The following is a 15,973-nucleotide window of genomic DNA, read 5'->3' as shown; positions in this document are numbered from 1 at the left end:
CGTCGGCACAGTGGCGCCGAGGGCAAACGCGGCACGGCAGTCTGGGTTTTGGAGGGGCTTCATGTCTGATCTTCCCCGGAAGGCGGTCACCCGTACCGCCAAGTTGGCCGCGTTGCCCCTGGGCTTCGCGGGCCGGGCCACCTGGGGCCTGGGCAAACGGATCGGCGGCAGGTCGGCGGAGATCGTCGCCCGTGAGCTGCAACAGCGCACCGCCGAGCAGTTGTTCAAAGTGCTCGGTGAGCTCAAGGGCGGCGCGATGAAGTTCGGCCAGGCACTGTCCGTCTTCGAGTCGGCCCTGCCGGAGGAGGTCGCGGGTCCCTACCGCGCGGCGCTGACCAAGCTCCAGGAGGCCGCTCCGCCGATGCCGACCCGTACCGTCCACTCGGTGCTGGAGCAGCGGCTCGGTCAGGAATGGCGGGAGCTGTTCCTGGAGTTCGACGACAAACCGGCGGCGGCTGCCTCGATAGGCCAGGTCCACCGGGCCGTCTGGCACGACGGGCGTGAGGTCGCGGTGAAGGTGCAGTACCCGGGCGCGGGCCAGGCGCTGCTGTCCGACCTGGCGCAGCTGGGCAGGTTCGCCCGGCTGCTGGGACCGCTCATCCCGGGCATGGACATCAAACCGCTGATCGCCGAGCTGCGTGACCGGGTGTCGGAGGAACTGGACTACGAGCTGGAGGCACGGGCACAGCGGGAGCACGCGGCCGAGTTCGCGGCCGACCCGGGCGTGGTGGTGCCGGATGTGGTGCACCAGGCCGACCAGGTGCTGGTGACGGAGTGGATCGACGGGATACCGCTCGCGGACGTCATCGCGGACGGTACGCCGGAGCAGCGTGACCGGGCGGGTCAGTTGCTGGCGCGGTTCCTCTTCTCGGGTCCCGCGCGCACCGGACTGCTGCACGCGGACCCGCATCCGGGGAACTTCCGGCTGCTGGAGGGGGAGGCCGGGGAAGGCTGGCGGCTGGGTGTGCTGGACTTCGGCACGGTGGACCGGCTGCCGGGCGGCCTGCCCGAGACCATAGGCACCTGCCTCCGGCTGACGCTGGAGGGCCGGGCGGAGTCGGTGTACGAGCTGCTCCGCGCGGAGGGGTTCGTCAAGGAGACGATCGATCTCGACCCGGACGCGGTGCTGGAGTACCTGCTGCCCATCATCGAGCCGGCGGAGGCCGAGGAGTTCACGTTCACGCGTGGCTGGCTGCGCGCCCAGGCGGCGCGGGTGGCCGATATGCGCTCCCCGGCACACCAGTTGGGCAAGCAGCTCAATCTGCCGCCCGCGTATCTGCTGATCCACCGGGTGACGCTGAGCACCATCGGTGTGCTGTGCCAGCTCAACGCGACGGTGCGGCTGCGTGACGAGCTGGAGTCGTGGCTGCCCGGTTTCCTGCCGGGCGAGGACCAGGGCGCGGTCCCGGCGCCGGCCCGGGCGTGAACCGGCGCGTCCCTTCGCCAGCGGTGGCGGCGGGCCGGCACCCCGCCGGCGCCTGACGCGGCGGGGGGCCGGTCCGAACGGACCGGCCCCCGGGGTGTGACATCGGTGGTGTTACTGCATGACGGCCATGGCCAGCGCGCGGCGGGCGCGCAGGGACGCGCGCTCGGCGCGGCGCTGCATGCGCCGGGCGGTGACCAGGCGTACGGCCTGGCGTTCCGCCACGGCTTCCCGCATGCGGTGCTGCATATGGGCACGGGCCAGGGCTTCTTGGATGAGTTGCATCTCACGGGTCCTGTTCTGGCGCGATGCGTTGGCGCCAACGGTGCTGACGGCTGGGGTCGCGGAGCCGGACGGCTCGCTCATGGAAGAGGTCATCGGGGCCTGCTTCTGCGGATCGTGCGTGAGGGGTCGGTCAATGGTTCCGGCGCGGAGGGGGAGTTTGGCTGTCGTCCCCGGGACGTTGGCCGTCATGCCGTGACCGGGTTCTTGCGCGGGCGCCCACGGGGCCGCTTGCGAGCGACCACCACTCCCTGGACGAAGAGCTCACCGCCCCATACGCCCCAAGGCTCACGGCGCTCCTTGGCGCCGGCGAGGCAGGCCTCGACGAGCGGGCAGGTACGGCAGAGGGACTTGGCGTACTCGACGTCGGCCGGCGACTCGGCGAAGAAGACCTCCGGGTCGTAGGAGCGGCAGGGGACGGGTACGCCGAGGTTCTCGATGGCGTCGTCGAGCGCGGTGAGCGCGGTGAGGGGGGTCAAGGCGGAGTCCTCCGTGAGACCGGGCGGGGGGATCGTTTCGGAAAGCGGTACGGACGGGGCGTGCGCTTCGAGTTGCACGGTTCGGTTTTCCTCGTCTGGTCGGTCCGGCCGGTCGGCCGGTGGGTTGGTACCGGGTTCTGCTTGTCCCGAGGCCCCTTCGCTCCGTCCCGCCCGTTCGGGCAAAACAGAAGGGCCGCGGATCCCGGGTGGGGTTCCGCGGCCCTGAAGGCGCCGGCCTGATGCTGGATCAGGCTGGATCACTCCAGGGTTCGAGCCCACGGAAGGCCCACATCGTGTGGTGCTGCTGCTTCGTCTGGGTTCCGGCACCGGTCGCCGCAAAGGCATAGGCCTGGGCCTGTGCCACCGCTGCTCCTGCTTCCAGTGCCTTGGTCGGTCGCTCATTGCGCTCCAGGACGGACAGAGCCGACCGGAGGGCGGCCGGGCGAACGGCTGCGAAGCCGGACGCACCGGTGCCGATGAACGTGGAACCAGGAACGGTGGAGAGGCCGAGCGGGCAGACGGAGACGACCGAGCGATCGGTCATTTTGTCGGTGCTGACGAAGCTGGTGTTGATGCTGATCACTGGAATCGCCTCCTCTCGGCGTCTCAAGGGGGAACGGTCGGAACCGGTCCCGCGCGTATTCGGATAAGTACAGCACGAAGACAGGGCTTCGGAGAAGCCGCCGTTTCCGTGGTTAAGAACCTATGGGGATCACTGGCACGGGCGCAAACTATTTTTCCGACGAGTTTCGGTCACCCCTCCACACCCCCCACCTCGGGCTCCTCACCTGCGCAGATGGCCAGAACGTCGGCGCCGAAGCGGTTGAGCTTGCGGACTCCGACGCCCGGGATGGAGGCCAGCTCGGCGTCGGTGGCGGGGACGGCCTCGGCGATGGCCATCAGGGTCTTGTCGGTGAAGACGCAGTAGGCGGGCTGGGCGAGCAGGCCGGCCTGTCCGGCGCGCCAGTCCCGCAGCCGCTCGTACAGCGCCTCGTCCATGTCGGACGGGCAGCCCTCGCAGCGCATCAGCTTCATCTCGCCCGCCTCGGTGAGGGTCGTGCCGCACACCCGGCAGCGCACCGGGCCGCGGCTCCTGCGGCGGCCCGGCGCACCGCCGCTCCCCCGCTCCACCCCGCCGCCCGGCGCGACCGTGGGCGCTCCCGTCGCGCCGGCGGCCCTGGAGCCGGGCCGCAGCCCGTTCAGGAACCGGCTGGGGCGGCGGGAGGCGCGACCGCCGGGCGAGCGCGCCAGCGCCCATGACAGCGAGAGGTGGAGCCGGGCGCGGGTCACGCCGACGTACAGCAGGCGGCGCTCCTCCTCGACCTGCTCGTCGGTCTTGGCGTAGGTGATCGGCATCATGCCCTCGGTGAGGCCGACCAGGAACACCGCGTCCCACTCCAGGCCCTTGGCCGCGTGGAGCGAGGCGAGGGTGACTCCCTGGACGGTGGGGGCGTGCTGGGCGGCGGCCCTCTCGTCCAGCTCGGCGACCAGGTCCCCCAGGGTGGCCTCGGGCCTGGCCCGGGCGAAGTCCTCGGCCAGCCGGACCAGCGCCGCGAGGGACTCCCAGCGGTCGCGGACCGCGCCGGAGCCCGCCGGGGGCTCGGTGGTCCAGCCCTTGGTCGAGAGCACGGCCCGCACCTGGGACGGCAGGTCGACCACGTCGTCCAGCAGCGGGTCGTTGCCGCCGAAGCGGGCGGCCCCGCGCAGGGCCGCGCCCGCTTCCCGAACCTCCTGGCGCTCGAAGAAGCGCTCGGCGCCGCGCAACTGGTACGGCACTCCGGCGTCGGCGAGGGCCTGCTCGTAGATCTCGGACTGGGCGTTGATCCGGTACAGCACGGCGATCTCGCCGGCCGGGACACCGGCGGCGATCAGGTCGCGGATGCGGCGGGCGGTGCCCTCGGCCTCGCCGGGCTCGTCGCCGTACTCGGTGTAGGCCGGGTCGGGGCCCGGGTCGCGCTGGGAGATCAACTCCAGGCGGTGCTCGGCGGCGCGGCCGCCGGCCTGACCGAGCAGCCCGTTGGCGAGGTGGACGACCTGGGGGGTGGAGCGGTAGTCGCGGACCAGCTTGACCACGGTGGCGTGGGGGTAGCGGGTGCGGAAGTTCAGCAGGTGGTCGGGGGTGGCGCCGGTGAAGGAGTAGATCGTCTGGCTGGCGTCGCCGACGACGCACAGGCTGTCCCGCTCGCCCAGCCACAGGTCGAGGAGCCGCTGCTGGAGGGGGGAGACGTCCTGGTACTCGTCCACGACGAAGTGCTGGTACTGGCCGCGGATCTGGTCGGCGATGTCGTGCCGGTCCTGGAGGATTCCCACGGTCAGCAGCAGGACGTCCTCGAAGTCGATGACGCCGCGGTCCCGCTTGAGCTGTTCGTACATCGCATAGATCTGGCCAATCTCCGCGGGGTCGCGCGGGACCTCGCGGAGCGCCTTGGCGGCTGCGGCCGGGTAGTCGGCCGGCACGGTCTGGGTGACCTTCGCCCACTCGATCTCGCCGGTGGTGTCCCGCAGCTCGTTGCGGTCCAGGCGGACACGGCAGCGCGCGGCGGCCTCGGCGACGAGCTGGACCTTGCGCTCCAGCAGCCGGGGCATCTCCCCGCCGACGACTTTCGGCCAGAAGTACTGCAGCTGACGCAGCGCGGCGGAGTGGAAGGTCCGGGCCTGGACGCCGCCGGCGCCGAGCTGCCGCAGCCGGCCGCGCATCTCTCCGGCGGCCCGGTTGGTGAAGGTGACGGCCAGCACACTGCCGGGCTGGAGTATGCCCGCGCGCACGCCGTACGCGATCCGGTGGGTGATCGCTCGCGTCTTGCCCGTGCCGGCCCCCGCCAGCACGCACACCGGACCGTGCAGGGCGGTCGCCACCTCGCGCTGCTCGGGGTCGAGCCCGTCGAGCACCGCGTCGGCGTCCCGCGGCGGAGCCACGATCTGGCTCGGGCCGGGAACCCGCGGGAAGAGAGTGGAGTGCGTCGCTGCTGTCACCCTGCCATGCTGCCAGGTCGCCGGAGGAGGCAGAGCCGGTCGTCCACAGGGTGGGGGCGCGGTCGTACAAGTCGTACACATGCGGGAATGGCGGCGTCGGCGGGTACGTTCTGGCAGTGCGACAACGCACCCAGCACCCAGAGGAGCACGAGAGACCATGCCGGGCACTGTGACGATGTACAGCACCACGTGGTGCGGCTACTGCCGTCGGCTGAAGAGCCAGATGGAGCGCGAGGGCATCGCGTACACCGAGATCAACATCGAGCTGGACCCGGACTCGGCCGCTTTCGTGGAGAAGGCCAACGGGGGCGACCAGACCGTTCCCACCGTGCTCTTCGAGGACGGCACGACGCTGACCAACCCCTCGCTGGCCCAGGTCAAGCAGAAGCTGAGCGTCGCGAACGTCTAGTCCCTCCGGGCGACGTCACCGGGTCTGGGCAGCGGCTTGCCGTACCAGAGCTCGATCAGGCGGGCCGCGATCGAGATCCCGTACGGGGGCAGCACCTCGCCGGACTCGAACGCGGCCCGCAGGTCTTCCCGGGAGAACCAGCGGGCCTCCTGGATCTCGTCGCCGTCCACGTCGATCTCCGACGAGGTGGCGCGCGCCATGAAACCGAGCATCAGGCTGGACGGGAACGGCCACGGCTGGCTGGCCACGTACTCGACCTCGCCGACCGTGACGCCGGCCTCCTCGAACACCTCACGCGCCACCGACTGCTCGATCGACTCGCCCGGCTCGACGAAGCCCGCCAGCGTCGAGAAGCGGCCCTCCGGCCAGTGCACCTGGCGGCCCAGCAGCGCCCGGTCCTCGTCGTCGGTGACCAGCATGATGACCGCCGGGTCGGTACGCGGGTAGTGCTCGGCGCCGCAGACCGGGCAGCGGCGGATGTGGCCGGCCGCCGCGATCACGGTGCGCTCGCCGCAGCGCGAGCAGAACCGGTGCAGCCGCTGCCAGTTCTCCAGCGCCACCGCGTGCACCATCAGCCCCGCGTCGCGCGGCGAGAGCAGCAGCCCCGCCTCGCGCAGGCCGGCCGGTCGCGCGGACTGGTCCATGCGGCCGGGCAGCGCGTCCTTCTGCAGCGCGAAGTAGCTGACGCCGTCCTCGTCGGTGCCGAGGAAGTACCGGTGGGTCTCCGTGACCGGCGCCTCGAAGGCCGGCGTCATGACCAGCTCGGTGCGGCCGTCGGGGGTGTCGTCGATGAGGGCCTGGCCGCCGGAGACCACGAAGACCCGGGTCGTCGGGTGGCTCCAGGCCGCCGCCAGCCACGCCTCGTCCAGGCGGTGGTGCGCGGCGCGGTCGATGCCGCTCGGGGCGGTCAGGCTGATCGGACGGTGGTCCGCCCCGTTGCTGATGGTGCTCACTGGTGGTTCCAACTCCCCCGGGTGGATGGGTTCTCCTGGGCGGCTTTCCGGGCGCGGGTCCTCAGCGGAGCGCGGCCGACAGGTCGCCCCACAGGTGGGCCGCGGCCTCCACGCCCTTGAACAGCAGGTCCAGCTCGATCTTCTCGTTGGGCGCGTGCCAGCCGTCGGACGGTACGGAGATGCCCAGGAACAGCACCGGCGCGGCCAGTACGTCCTGGAGGTCGGCGGCCGGGCCCGAGCCGCCCTCGCGGGTGAAGCGGATCGCGGCGCCGTCGAAGGCCGTGCTCATGGCCCGCACGACGGACTGGAGGGCGGGGTGGTCGAGCGGGGTCAGGCAGGGGCGGGTCGCGGCGCCGAAGGTGATCTCGTGGCGGACGCCGGCCGGGATCCGGGCGGCGATCCAGTCGCGCACGGCCAGTTCGATCTTGTCCGGGTCCTGTCCCGCGACCAGCCGGAACGACAGCTTCACCTGGGCGGACGCCGGGACGATCGTCTTGCCGCCGGGCCCCTGGTAGCCGCCGCCGATGCCGTTGACCTCGGCGGTCGGGCGGGCCCAGACGCGCTCCAGGGTGGTGTGGCCGGCCTCGCCGAGGGTGCCGTGCGAGGCGGCACCGGCCAGCCAGGACGCCTCGTCGAAGGGCAGCTCCGCGATCAGCGCGCGCTCGGTCGCGGTCAGCTCGGCGACGCCGTCGTAGAAGCCGGGGATCGTCACGCGCTCGTCCTCGTCGTGCAGCGCGGCGACCAGGCGGGCGGCGACCGTGGCCGGGTTGGGGACGGCGCCGCCGAAGGAACCGGAGTGGATGTCCTGGTCCGGGCCGTACAGCGCGATCTCGCAGTCGGCCAGGCCACGCATCCCGGTGCACACCGTGGGCGTCGTCCGGGACCACATGCCGGTGTCGGAGACCACCACCGCGTCGGCGGCGAGCCGGGTCCGGTTCCGCTCGACGAGCTCCCGGAAGTGCGGGGATCCCGACTCCTCCTCGCCCTCGACCAGCAGCTTGAGGTTGACCGCCGGGGCGGTGCGGCCGGTCAGCGCGAGGTGCGCCCGGACACCCAGGGTGTGGAAGAACACCTGTCCCTTGTCGTCGGCGGCGCCCCGCGCGTACAGCCGGTTCCCGCGGACCACCGGCTCGAAGGGGTCCGTCTCCCAGCCGTCCTCGCGGGCGGCGGGCTGCACGTCGTGGTGCCCGTAGACCAGCACGGTGGGCGCGTCGGCGTCGCCCGAGGGCCACTCGGCGAAGACGGCCGGAGCGCCGGCCGTCTCCCACACCTCGGCGACCGGGAAACCGGTCTCCCTCAGCCGGGCGGCCAGCCACTCGGCGCTGTGCCGGACGTCCGGGGCGTGCCGCGGCTGCGCCGAAACGGACGGGATGCGCAGCCACTCGGTGAGGTCCTCGAGGAAGGCGGCGCGGTGCTGCTCCACATACATGCGTACGGTCTGGACGGCGCTGTCCGGGGTCGGGCTCATGCCCTTGAGCCTATCCGGCGCCGGGAGCCGTCCCACCGGCCGTCCCGAGGAGCAGGACGCGCTCGAGTCCGGCCCGGTCGGGGAGCCCCTCGGGGCGTACGACGTCGCCCGTGCGCACGTAGACGAAGGCGGCCGTGACCGCGTCGAGCGGGAGACCGTGCTGCTCGGCCCAGGCCAGGCGGTAGACCGCGAGCTGGAGGGGGTCGGCGGTACGGGCGCGGTTGGTCTTCCAGTCCACGATCTCGTACGTGCCGGTGTCCTCGTCACGGTAGACGGCGTCGATCCGGCCGCGGACGACCCGGCCGGCGAGGGTGAGCTGGAACGGTGCCTCCACGCGGACGGGGGTTCGGCGGGCGTACGGGGTGCGTTCGAACGCCTCCTTGAGGGCGGCCAGGTCCCGCTCGTCGGCGATCTCGGGCTCCCCCGCGTACACCTCGCCGCCGGGCAGCTCGTCGGGGCCCAGCATGGGCAGCGGCAGTTCCTCGAACCGCGACTCCACCCAGGCGTGGAACCGGGTGCCGCGCCGGGCCGCGGGCTGCGGGGGGCGGGGCATGGGCCGGGCGAGCTCCTGCGCGAAGCCGTCGGGGTCGGCGGCGAGCCGCACGAGCTGGGACGCCGACAGCGAGGCGGGCAGCGGTACGTCCCGGGTGGTCGCGCGGGCGCGCAGCAGCTCGGCGGTCAGCGCGTCCAGGTCGCGGTCCCAGGAGTCGAGGGTGCGGACCTCCTCGGGCGTGAGCTCCGCCGCGGAGTCCGGTCCGGGGGTGCGCTCGGAGCCGGCTCCGGGTGCCGGCCGGGGTCCGGGTGCCGGCCCGGTGCGGGGTTCCGGCCCGGTGCCGGGCGCCACCCGGGGTCCGGCCACCGACCCGGCACGGCTGCCGCCGGCCGCGTCCGGTGCCGGTGCGGCCTCCGCCGGGTGCGGCCGGGCGCCGTCCCCGGCGGCGGTGCCGGGGGACGCGTCCGCCGGGGCGGGCGGGAGGGACGGCGCGGTGGCCTGGTGGGGGACGAGGTCCTCCGGCCACGGATGGTCCATGGCCTCCTCGGGCGGCGGGGCGTCCAGGTCGTCCGGGCCGGGCAGGTCGTCCTCGTCCGGCCAGGGCAGGTCGTGCTCCCACGGCGGGTCGTTCTCGTCCGGCCAGGGCGGGTCGTTCTCGTCCGGCCACGCGATGTCGTCGTCGGGCCGGGGGGCGCCGGCGGCCGGCGGGACGTCCTGGGGGCCGGGGCCGGACTCCAGGTACTCCCGGACCTTGTCCGCCGCCGCGCGGCGGCGGCGCAGGGACACCGGGTCCAGCGGGAGCGGCCAGGCCTGGTGGGCGGTGGCCTGCTCCTCCAGACAGGGGTTGTCCGCGTGCTCCTCCGGTTCGTCCGCCCAGGCCTCGATCTCGCCGTGGCCCGCCGCGCAGTGCCCGTACAGCGCCTCCAGGAACGGCGACGGGCCCCGGCGGCGCTTCTGGGAGGGCCCCCACCAGTGCGCCGAGCCCAGGAGCAGGGAGCGGGGCCGGGTGAACGTCACGTACCCCAGTCGCAGCTCCTCGGTGTGCTGGTGCTCCCTCATGGCGTCCTTGTACGCCTTCAGGGACCCGGCGTCCCAGGTGTCGATGGCCGGGAGGGTCGGGGCGTCGCCGCGCAGGGCGTGCGGCAGGACCTGCGGCTGGGCCGTCCAGGACTCGCGCGCCCTGGCGCTCGGGAACTGGGAGGCGACCAGGCCGGGCACCGCGACCACGTCCCACTCCAGGCCCTTGGACTTGTGGGCGGTGAGGACCTTGACGGTGTTCTCGCCGCCGGGCAGGGCGTTGTCCAGGCCCTTCTCGTACTGGGCGGCGGTGCGCAGGAAGCCCAGGAAGGCCAGCAGGGTCGCCTCTCCGTCGAGGGAGGCGAAGCGGGCGGCGATGTCGAGGAAGTTGGAGAGGGTCTCGCGGCGCCGGGCGGCCAGCGCGTGCGGGGAGGCGGAGAGCTCGACCTCCAGTCCGGTGGTGGTGAGGATCCGGTGCAGGACGTCCATCAGGGGGTCCGCCAGCGAGCGGCGCAGGTCGCGCAGCTCGGCGGCCAGGCGGGCGAACCGCACCCGGGCCTCGGCGGAGAACGGCAGTCCGTCGTCGTGGCCGCCCGATTCCAGGAAGGTGTCGAGGGCGTCGGCCAGGGAGACGACCTCGGAGGGGTCCACGCCCTCGACCGCCGCGGCCAGGCGGCGGTCGGGGTCCTGGTCGCCGTCCTGGCCGCGGTGGACCAGCAGCCGGGCCCGGCGGCCCAGCAGCGCCAGGTCGCGGGGGCCGATCCGCCAGCGGGGGCCGGTCAGCAGCCGGACCAGCGAGGCGTTGGCACCGGGGTCCTGGAGGACCTCGCAGACCGCGACCAGGTCGGCCACCTCCGGCAGGTGCAGCAGGCCGGACAGGCCGACCACCTCGACGGGGACGTCCCGGGCGACCAGGGCGGCCTGGATCTCGGGGAAGTCGGTCGCCGTCCGGCACAGGACGGCGATCTCGCCCGGCTCCTTGCCGGTGCGCACCAGGTGGGCGATCGAGTCGGCGAGCCAGGCGATCTCCTCGGCCTGGGTGGGCAGCAGGGCGACGCGCACGGTGCCGTCGCGTTCGGCGCCGGGCGCCGGGCGCAGCGCCTCCACGCCCGCGTGCATGGCGCGCAGGGGCGCGGCGAGGCCGTTGGCGAGGTCCAGGAGGCGGCCGCCGCTGCGGCGGTTCTCGCTGAGCGAGAGGCGGGCGGCGGGCGTTCCGTCGGCGTGGGGGAAGTGCTCGGGGAAGTCGTCCAGGTTGGCGACGGACGCGCCGCGCCAGCCGTAGATCGCCTGACAGGGGTCGCCGACGGCGGTGACGGGGTGGCCGGTGCCGCCGCCGAAGAGCCCCGACAGCAGAAGCCGCTGCGCGACGGAGGTGTCCTGGTACTCGTCGAGCAGCACCACCCGGAACTCGTCGCGCAGGATCGCGCCCACCTCGGGACGGGTGAGGGCCAGCTCGGCGGAGAGCGCGATCTGGTCGCCGAAGTCGAGCAGGTCGCGGGCGCGCTTGGCCTCCCGGTAGCGGAGGACGAGGCCCGCGAGCTCCCGGCGGGCGGCGGCGGCCTCGGGGACCTTGCGCAGGTCGGCGTTGGTGAGGCGGGCGGTTGCCAGGTCGGTGAGCAGCTCGGCGTCGTGGCGCAGCAGGTGCTCGGGGCGTACCAGGTGCTCGGCCAGCTCCGCGTCGAGCGCCAGGAGGTCGCTGACCAGGGTGGGGAAGGACTTGGTGAGCGAGGGGTACGGGCCGGGCGCCTCGCGCAGCACCCGGGCGGCGAGCTGGTAGCGCGTGGCGTCGGCGAGGAGGCGGGCGGTGGGCTCCAGACCGACGCGCAGGCCGTGGTCGGTGAGCAGCTGTCCCGCGAAGGCGTGGTACGTGGAGATCCGCGGCTCGCCCGGCGGGTTGTCGGGATCGATGGTGTCGGGGTCGGTGACCCCCGCCCGCACCAGGGCCTTGCGGACGCGTTCGGCGAGCTCGCCGGCCGCCTTGTTGGTGAAGGTCAGGCCGAGGACCTGCTCGGGCGCCACCTGTCCCGTACCGACCAGCCAGACCACCCGGGCGGCCATCACGGTCGTCTTGCCGGAGCCGGCTCCGGCCACGACGACCTGCGGGGCGGGCGGCGCGGTGATGCAGGCCGTCTGCTCCGGGGTGAACGGGATGCCGAGGAGCTCCTTGAGCTGCTCGGGGTCGGTGATGCGTGCGGTCACCTCAGAGAGGCTAACCGGCCGCGCCGACAACGCTCACTCCACGATGTGCCGGCCCTCCGGCCGGGCGCTGCACGAGGCGCGGAACGAGCAGTGGGCGCAGTGCTGTCCGGTGGAGGGGGTGAACCGCTCGTCCAGTACCCGGCCGGCGGCGGTGGCCAGCAGGTCGCCGACCCACTCGCCGCCGAGGGGTTCCTGGGCCTGCACCTTCGGCAGTCCCTCGCCGCCCTCCTTCTTGGGGGCGGCCTGGCGCAGGTGGACCAGTTCGGCGCCGCCGGGCTCGGGGCGGTGTCCGCCGAAGACCTCGTCCACGGCCCCCTCGCGGACGGCGAGCTGGTAGACCGCGAGCTGGGGGTGGCGGGCGACCTCGTCCTTGGTGGGGGCCTGCTTGCCGGTCTTGAAGTCGACGACGTAGGCGCGGCCGTGCTCGTCGGCCTCGACGCGGTCCATGGAACCCCGGATCCGCACCTCGTACCGGCCCGCCTCCAGGGTGACGTCGAAGCCGTGCTCGGTGGCGGCGGGGGCACGGCCGCCGCGGTCCGTGACGTGCCAGCGCAGGAAGCGCTCCAGCGCCACGCGCGCGTGCTCCTTCTCCTGTGCGGATTTCCAGGGGGCATCGAAGGCGAGCGCGTTCCACACCGAGTCGAGCCGTTCCATGAGGACGGCCAGGTCGGCGGGGCTCCGGCCGGAGGCGACCTCGTCGGCGAGGACGTGGACGACGTTGCCGAAGCCCTGGGCGGCGGTGGCGGGGGCGTCCGCCTTGACCTCGCGGCCCAGGAACCACTGGAGGGCACAGGTGTTGGCGAGCTGTTCCAGGGCGCTGCCGGACAGGGCGACCGGCCGGTCCCGGTCGCGGAGGGGGGTGGCGGACCGGGTCGGTTCGTGCAGGCCCCACCAGCGATCGGGGTGGGCGGCCGGGACGAGTGGCTGGTCCTCGTCGTCGGTGAGCGCCGCGAGGCGGGCCAGGCGCCGGGCGGCGGCGTCCCGGAGCGCCGGCGACGCCGCCGGGTCGACGGTCGTCGCCCGCAGCTCGGCGACGAGGGCGGCGACGGCCAGGGGGCGGCGGGGGCGGCCGGTGACGTCCCTGGGTTCGACACCCAGCTCGGTGAGGAAACGGGACGGCTGGTCACCGTCGTCGGCGGGCGCCTTGACGGCGGTGACCACGAGGCGGTCGCGGGCGCGGGTGGCGGCGACGTAGAACAGCCGGCGCTCCTCGGCGAGGAGGGCACCGGGGGTGAGCGGTTCGGCGAGGCCGTCGCGGCCGATGCGGTCGGCCTCCAGGAGGGAGCCGCGGCGGCGCAGGTCGGGCCACAGGCCCTCCTGGACTCCCGCGACGACGACCAGGCTCCACTCCAGGCCCTTGGAGCGGTGGGCGGTCATCAGGCGTACGGCCTCGGGGCGCGCGGCCCGCCGGGACAGCGTGTCGGCGGCGATGTCCTGGGCGTCCAGCTCCTCCAGGAAGTTCAGGGCGCCCCGGCCGCCGGTGCGGGCCTCGGCCCGGGCGGCGGTCTCGAACAGGGCGCACACGGCGTCCAGGTCCCGGTCGGCGTTGCGGCCTCCCGCGCCGCCGCGGAGCGCCGCTCGTTGCAGACGGGCCGGCCACGGCGTGCCGTCCCACAGCAGCCAGAGCGCCTCCTCGGCGGTGCCGCCGCCGTCGAGCAGCTCGCGGGTGTCGCGGAGCAGCTCGCCCAGGCGCTGGGCGCCGCGCGCGTAGGTGGGGTCGTGCACGACGAGCCGCTCGGGTTCGGCGAGGGCGCGGGCGAGCAGGACGTCGGAGGGCGGCGGGACCGTGTTGCCGCCGGCCCGCTCCTCGTCGCGCAGCGCCCGTCCCAGGCGGCGCAGGTCGGCGGCGTCCATGCCGCCGAGGGGTGAGGTGAGCAGGCTGATCGCCGTCTCGGTGTCGATCCACGACCCGGCGGCGTCGGTGGTGCCGTCGGGGTCGGTGGTGGCGCCGGGGTCGTCGGGGTCGGTGGTGGCGCCGGGGTCGGTGGGGTCGGTGGTGCCGTCGGCGTCCGCGGTGGGCGCGGCCGCCCCGACGGGGGCGTCCGCGCCGGGCGGGGCGGCTTGCGGCCCCGGCGCTTGCGGGGCCGCGGCCTGCGGCCCGGGCACCTCCGGCGCCGCGGCTTCCGGCGTCGGGACCGCGAACGCCGCGCCCTCGGTGGGCTCGCGCAGCGCCGGCGCCCCGGCCCCGCCGGGGGCGTGCTCGGTGCCCCCGGGCGCGCGGGGCGAGGGGACCCCGGCGCGCGGGGGTCGGGTCGCGTCGGGCGACACGGTGGGCGACGCCGGGGCGGCGGCGGCCCGCAGGGCGGTGAGGAGCGGGGTGACGGCGGGCTCGTGGCGCAGGGGTACGTCGTTGCCGTCGACCTCCACGGGGACGCCGGCGGACGTCAGGGCGCGGCGCAGGACCGGGATCGTCCGGCCGCCCGCGCGGACCAGGACGGCCATCTCCCGCCACGGCACGCCGTCCTCCAGGTGGGCGCGCCGCAGGATGTCCGCGATGTTGTCCAGCTCGGTGGACGGCGTGGGGAAGGTGTACGTCTCGACCCGGCCGCCGCCGCGGACGGCCGCCAGGTCGCGGTGGGCCCGCGCCTTGTCGGCCGGCAGGCGTGGCAGCGGCATCCGGGCGGTGAGCAGGCGGGTGGCGGACAGCAGGGCGGCGCCCGACCGGCGGGAGGTGGTCAGGACGGCGACCGGCGCCGGGGAGCCGTCCGCGCGGCGGAAGGTGTCGGGGAAGTCGAGGATGCCGCCCACGTCGGCGCCCCGGAACGCGTAGATCGACTGGTCGGGGTCGCCGAACGCGTACAGCGTCCGGCCACCGCCCGCCAGCGCCCGCAGCAGCCGCACCTGGGCCGGGTCGGTGTCCTGGTACTCGTCGACGAAGACCGCGTCGTACTGGGGCAGCGCCGCGCCACGGGCCAGGAGCACGGCCCGGTGCACCAGCTCCGCGTAGTCGAGCACCCCCTGCATGTCGAGCACGTCCAGGTACTCGGCCAGGAACTCGGCCGCCGCCGACCAGTCGGGGCGCCCGGTGCGCGCCGCGAAGTCGGCCAGGGCGCGCGGCCCGAGGCCCAGCTCGCGGGAGCGGGCGAGCACCGCCCGTACCTCGTCCGCGAAACCGCGGGTGGTCAGACAGGCGCGCAGTTCGTCGGGCCAGTGGACCCGGCTCAGGCCCTCGCGCTCCAGGTCGAGCTGGCCGGCCAGCAGCTCGCGCACGGCGAGGTCCTGCTCCGGGCCGGACAGCAGCCGCAGCGGTTCGGAGAAGAGGTCGGCGTCCTGGTGGGCGCGGATCAGCGCGTAGCAGAAGGAGTGGAAGGTGGTGGCCCAGGGCCCCCGGGCGCCGCCCAGCCGCGTCGCCATCCGGTCGCGCAGTTCCACCGCCGCCTTGCGGCTGAAGGTGAGGACCAGGATGCGCTCGGGATCGGTGCCCCGGGCGATCCGGGCGGCGACCGCCTCCACCAGGGTGGTCGTCTTGCCGGTGCCGGGACCGGCCAGGACCAGGAGTGGTCCGCCCGGGTGGTCAACCACCGCGCGCTGCGCGGCGTCAAGCAGAGGGGGGTTCACCGGGGCCGGCTCGGTACGCACCAGCCGGTACGCGCCCGGAGTCCCCGCCCTGCGCCCGTACGGGCGTGCGGGGGCCCCCGGCCGTGCCTGGTTCGGGTACGGCTCCTGGTGCGGCGTACGCCGAGTGGTGGAGGAGGAGCTCACGTGGATCGCCGGTCCTGGTGGGTGTGCTGATGATGGGGGAGCGGATGGTGGCACCGCCCGGAGAGCACGCTACGCGTACTCCGTACGGTTTTCGGACTGTCCGCCGCGCCCCCGGATGGACGAAGCTGTCACGTGTGAGCCACCGCACTCGCCGCCGGCCCGGCGGCCCCGCCGGACGCCGGGCCCGCGCCGCCGTCCCACCGGGCCCGCCTCATGTCGAGGCGGGGCAGGTGGCCCCCGGTCGGGCCGGTGGCCCCGCGCAGCGGGGTGGCCTCCCGGCGGTAGTGGTCCAGGGCGCGCGGCTCGTGGCCGGGGAGCAGCCGGCCGTCGGCGCGCACGACCCGCCACCAGGGCGCGGCGCCGCCGTACAGCGCCATGACCCGGCCGACCTGGCGCGGCCCGCCCTCGCCCAGCCATTCGGCGACGTCCCCGTACGTCATCACCCGGCCGGGCGGGATCAGCTCGGCGACTTCAAGCACCCGTTCCGCGTACTCGGGAAGCTCCTGCGCACTCATCCGGTCCATCCTGCACCACGGCACCGACAACGGGCCCGGCACACCCTGCCGGACCGTGGC

The 15,973-nt window shown here is 74.4% G+C and carries 11 protein-coding genes; 2 read left to right on the top strand and 9 right to left on the bottom strand.

Annotation, left to right across the window (positions count from 1 at the left end):
• Positions 1 to 61 precede the first annotated feature (61 nt).
• Entirely contained in the window at positions 62 to 1,426 is a 1,365-nt protein-coding gene (locus tag AB0H53_RS01140) for an AarF/ABC1/UbiB kinase family protein (protein ID WP_362105209.1), read from the top strand.
• Positions 1,427 to 1,537: 111 nt separating this feature from the next.
• Here AB0H53_RS01140 and AB0H53_RS01135 read toward each other — a convergent pair whose 3' ends face one another.
• The 4 genes from AB0H53_RS01135 to AB0H53_RS01120 all read right to left on the bottom strand — a co-directional run bounded on the left by AB0H53_RS01135 (position 1,538) and on the right by AB0H53_RS01120 (position 5,238).
• Entirely contained in the window at positions 1,538 to 1,897 is a 360-nt protein-coding gene (locus AB0H53_RS01135) for a hypothetical protein (RefSeq protein ID WP_362105206.1), read from the bottom strand.
• On the bottom strand, positions 1,894 to 2,262 hold the full coding sequence (locus tag AB0H53_RS01130) for a WhiB family transcriptional regulator (protein ID WP_362105203.1): 369 nt from the start codon (positions 2,260 to 2,262) through the stop codon (positions 1,894 to 1,896). The genes AB0H53_RS01135 and AB0H53_RS01130 overlap by 4 nt, the downstream gene beginning before the upstream one ends.
• A gap of 169 nt (positions 2,263 to 2,431) precedes the next feature.
• Positions 2,432 to 2,767 (bottom strand): hypothetical protein, encoded by a 336-nt coding sequence (locus AB0H53_RS01125; protein WP_362105201.1) that lies wholly within the window; start codon positions 2,765 to 2,767, stop codon positions 2,432 to 2,434.
• Positions 2,768 to 2,937: 170 nt separating this feature from the next.
• Entirely contained in the window at positions 2,938 to 5,238 is a 2,301-nt protein-coding gene (locus AB0H53_RS01120; RefSeq protein ID WP_362105198.1) for an ATP-dependent DNA helicase UvrD2, read from the bottom strand.
• Positions 5,239 to 5,314: 76 nt separating this feature from the next.
• Between AB0H53_RS01120 and AB0H53_RS01115 the strand changes: the two genes are divergently transcribed.
• Positions 5,315 to 5,566 (top strand): mycoredoxin, encoded by a 252-nt coding sequence (locus AB0H53_RS01115; protein WP_362105195.1) that lies wholly within the window; start codon positions 5,315 to 5,317, stop codon positions 5,564 to 5,566.
• Here the strand turns inward: AB0H53_RS01115 and nudC are convergent.
• The 5 genes from nudC to AB0H53_RS01090 all read right to left on the bottom strand — a co-directional run bounded on the left by nudC (position 5,563) and on the right by AB0H53_RS01090 (position 15,913).
• Positions 5,563 to 6,519, bottom strand: a complete 957-nt coding sequence (gene nudC / locus AB0H53_RS01110) for an NAD(+) diphosphatase (RefSeq protein ID WP_362105192.1) — start codon at positions 6,517 to 6,519, stop codon at positions 5,563 to 5,565. The two genes, AB0H53_RS01115 and nudC, sit on opposite strands and share 4 nt — an antisense overlap.
• A gap of 61 nt (positions 6,520 to 6,580) precedes the next feature.
• The gene (locus AB0H53_RS01105) at positions 6,581 to 7,987 is read right to left on the bottom strand and encodes a dipeptidase (protein WP_362105190.1); all 1,407 of its coding nucleotides are present in this window, start codon (positions 7,985 to 7,987) and stop codon (positions 6,581 to 6,583) included.
• 10 nt (positions 7,988 to 7,997) lie between these two features.
• Positions 7,998 to 11,696: a UvrD-helicase domain-containing protein gene (locus tag AB0H53_RS01100; RefSeq protein ID WP_362105187.1), complete on the bottom strand. Its 3,699-nt coding sequence runs from the start codon at positions 11,694 to 11,696 to the stop codon at positions 7,998 to 8,000.
• 33 nt (positions 11,697 to 11,729) lie between these two features.
• On the bottom strand, positions 11,730 to 15,275 hold the full coding sequence (locus tag AB0H53_RS01095; protein WP_362105624.1) for a UvrD-helicase domain-containing protein: 3,546 nt from the start codon (positions 15,273 to 15,275) through the stop codon (positions 11,730 to 11,732).
• Between the two features lie 251 nt (positions 15,276 to 15,526).
• Positions 15,527 to 15,913: an MGMT family protein gene (locus AB0H53_RS01090; RefSeq protein ID WP_362105184.1), complete on the bottom strand. Its 387-nt coding sequence runs from the start codon at positions 15,911 to 15,913 to the stop codon at positions 15,527 to 15,529.
• Between the last annotated feature and the right edge of the window lie 60 nt (positions 15,914 to 15,973).

It is taken from the genome of Streptomyces sp. NPDC050856 (genome assembly GCF_040653855.1).
Taxonomy (GTDB): domain Bacteria; phylum Actinomycetota; class Actinomycetes; order Streptomycetales; family Streptomycetaceae; genus Streptomyces.
The sequence above is the reverse complement of the archived record's forward strand: the minus strand, read 5'-3'. Positions and strand labels throughout refer to the sequence as shown.

Coding starts and splice junctions, on each gene's coding strand:
- AB0H53_RS01140 (WP_362105209.1), top strand. CDS start 62: ATGTCTGATCTTCCCCGGAAGGCGGTCACCCGTACCGCCAAGTTGGCC.
- AB0H53_RS01135 (WP_362105206.1), bottom strand. CDS start 1,897: ATGACGGCCAACGTCCCGGGGACGACAGCCAAACTCCCCCTCCGCGCC.
- AB0H53_RS01120 (WP_362105198.1), bottom strand. CDS start 5,238: ATGTGTACGACTTGTACGACCGCGCCCCCACCCTGTGGACGACCGGCT.
- AB0H53_RS01115 (WP_362105195.1), top strand. CDS start 5,315: ATGCCGGGCACTGTGACGATGTACAGCACCACGTGGTGCGGCTACTGC.
- AB0H53_RS01105 (WP_362105190.1), bottom strand. CDS start 7,987: ATGAGCCCGACCCCGGACAGCGCCGTCCAGACCGTACGCATGTATGTG.
- AB0H53_RS01090 (WP_362105184.1), bottom strand. CDS start 15,913: ATGAGTGCGCAGGAGCTTCCCGAGTACGCGGAACGGGTGCTTGAAGTC.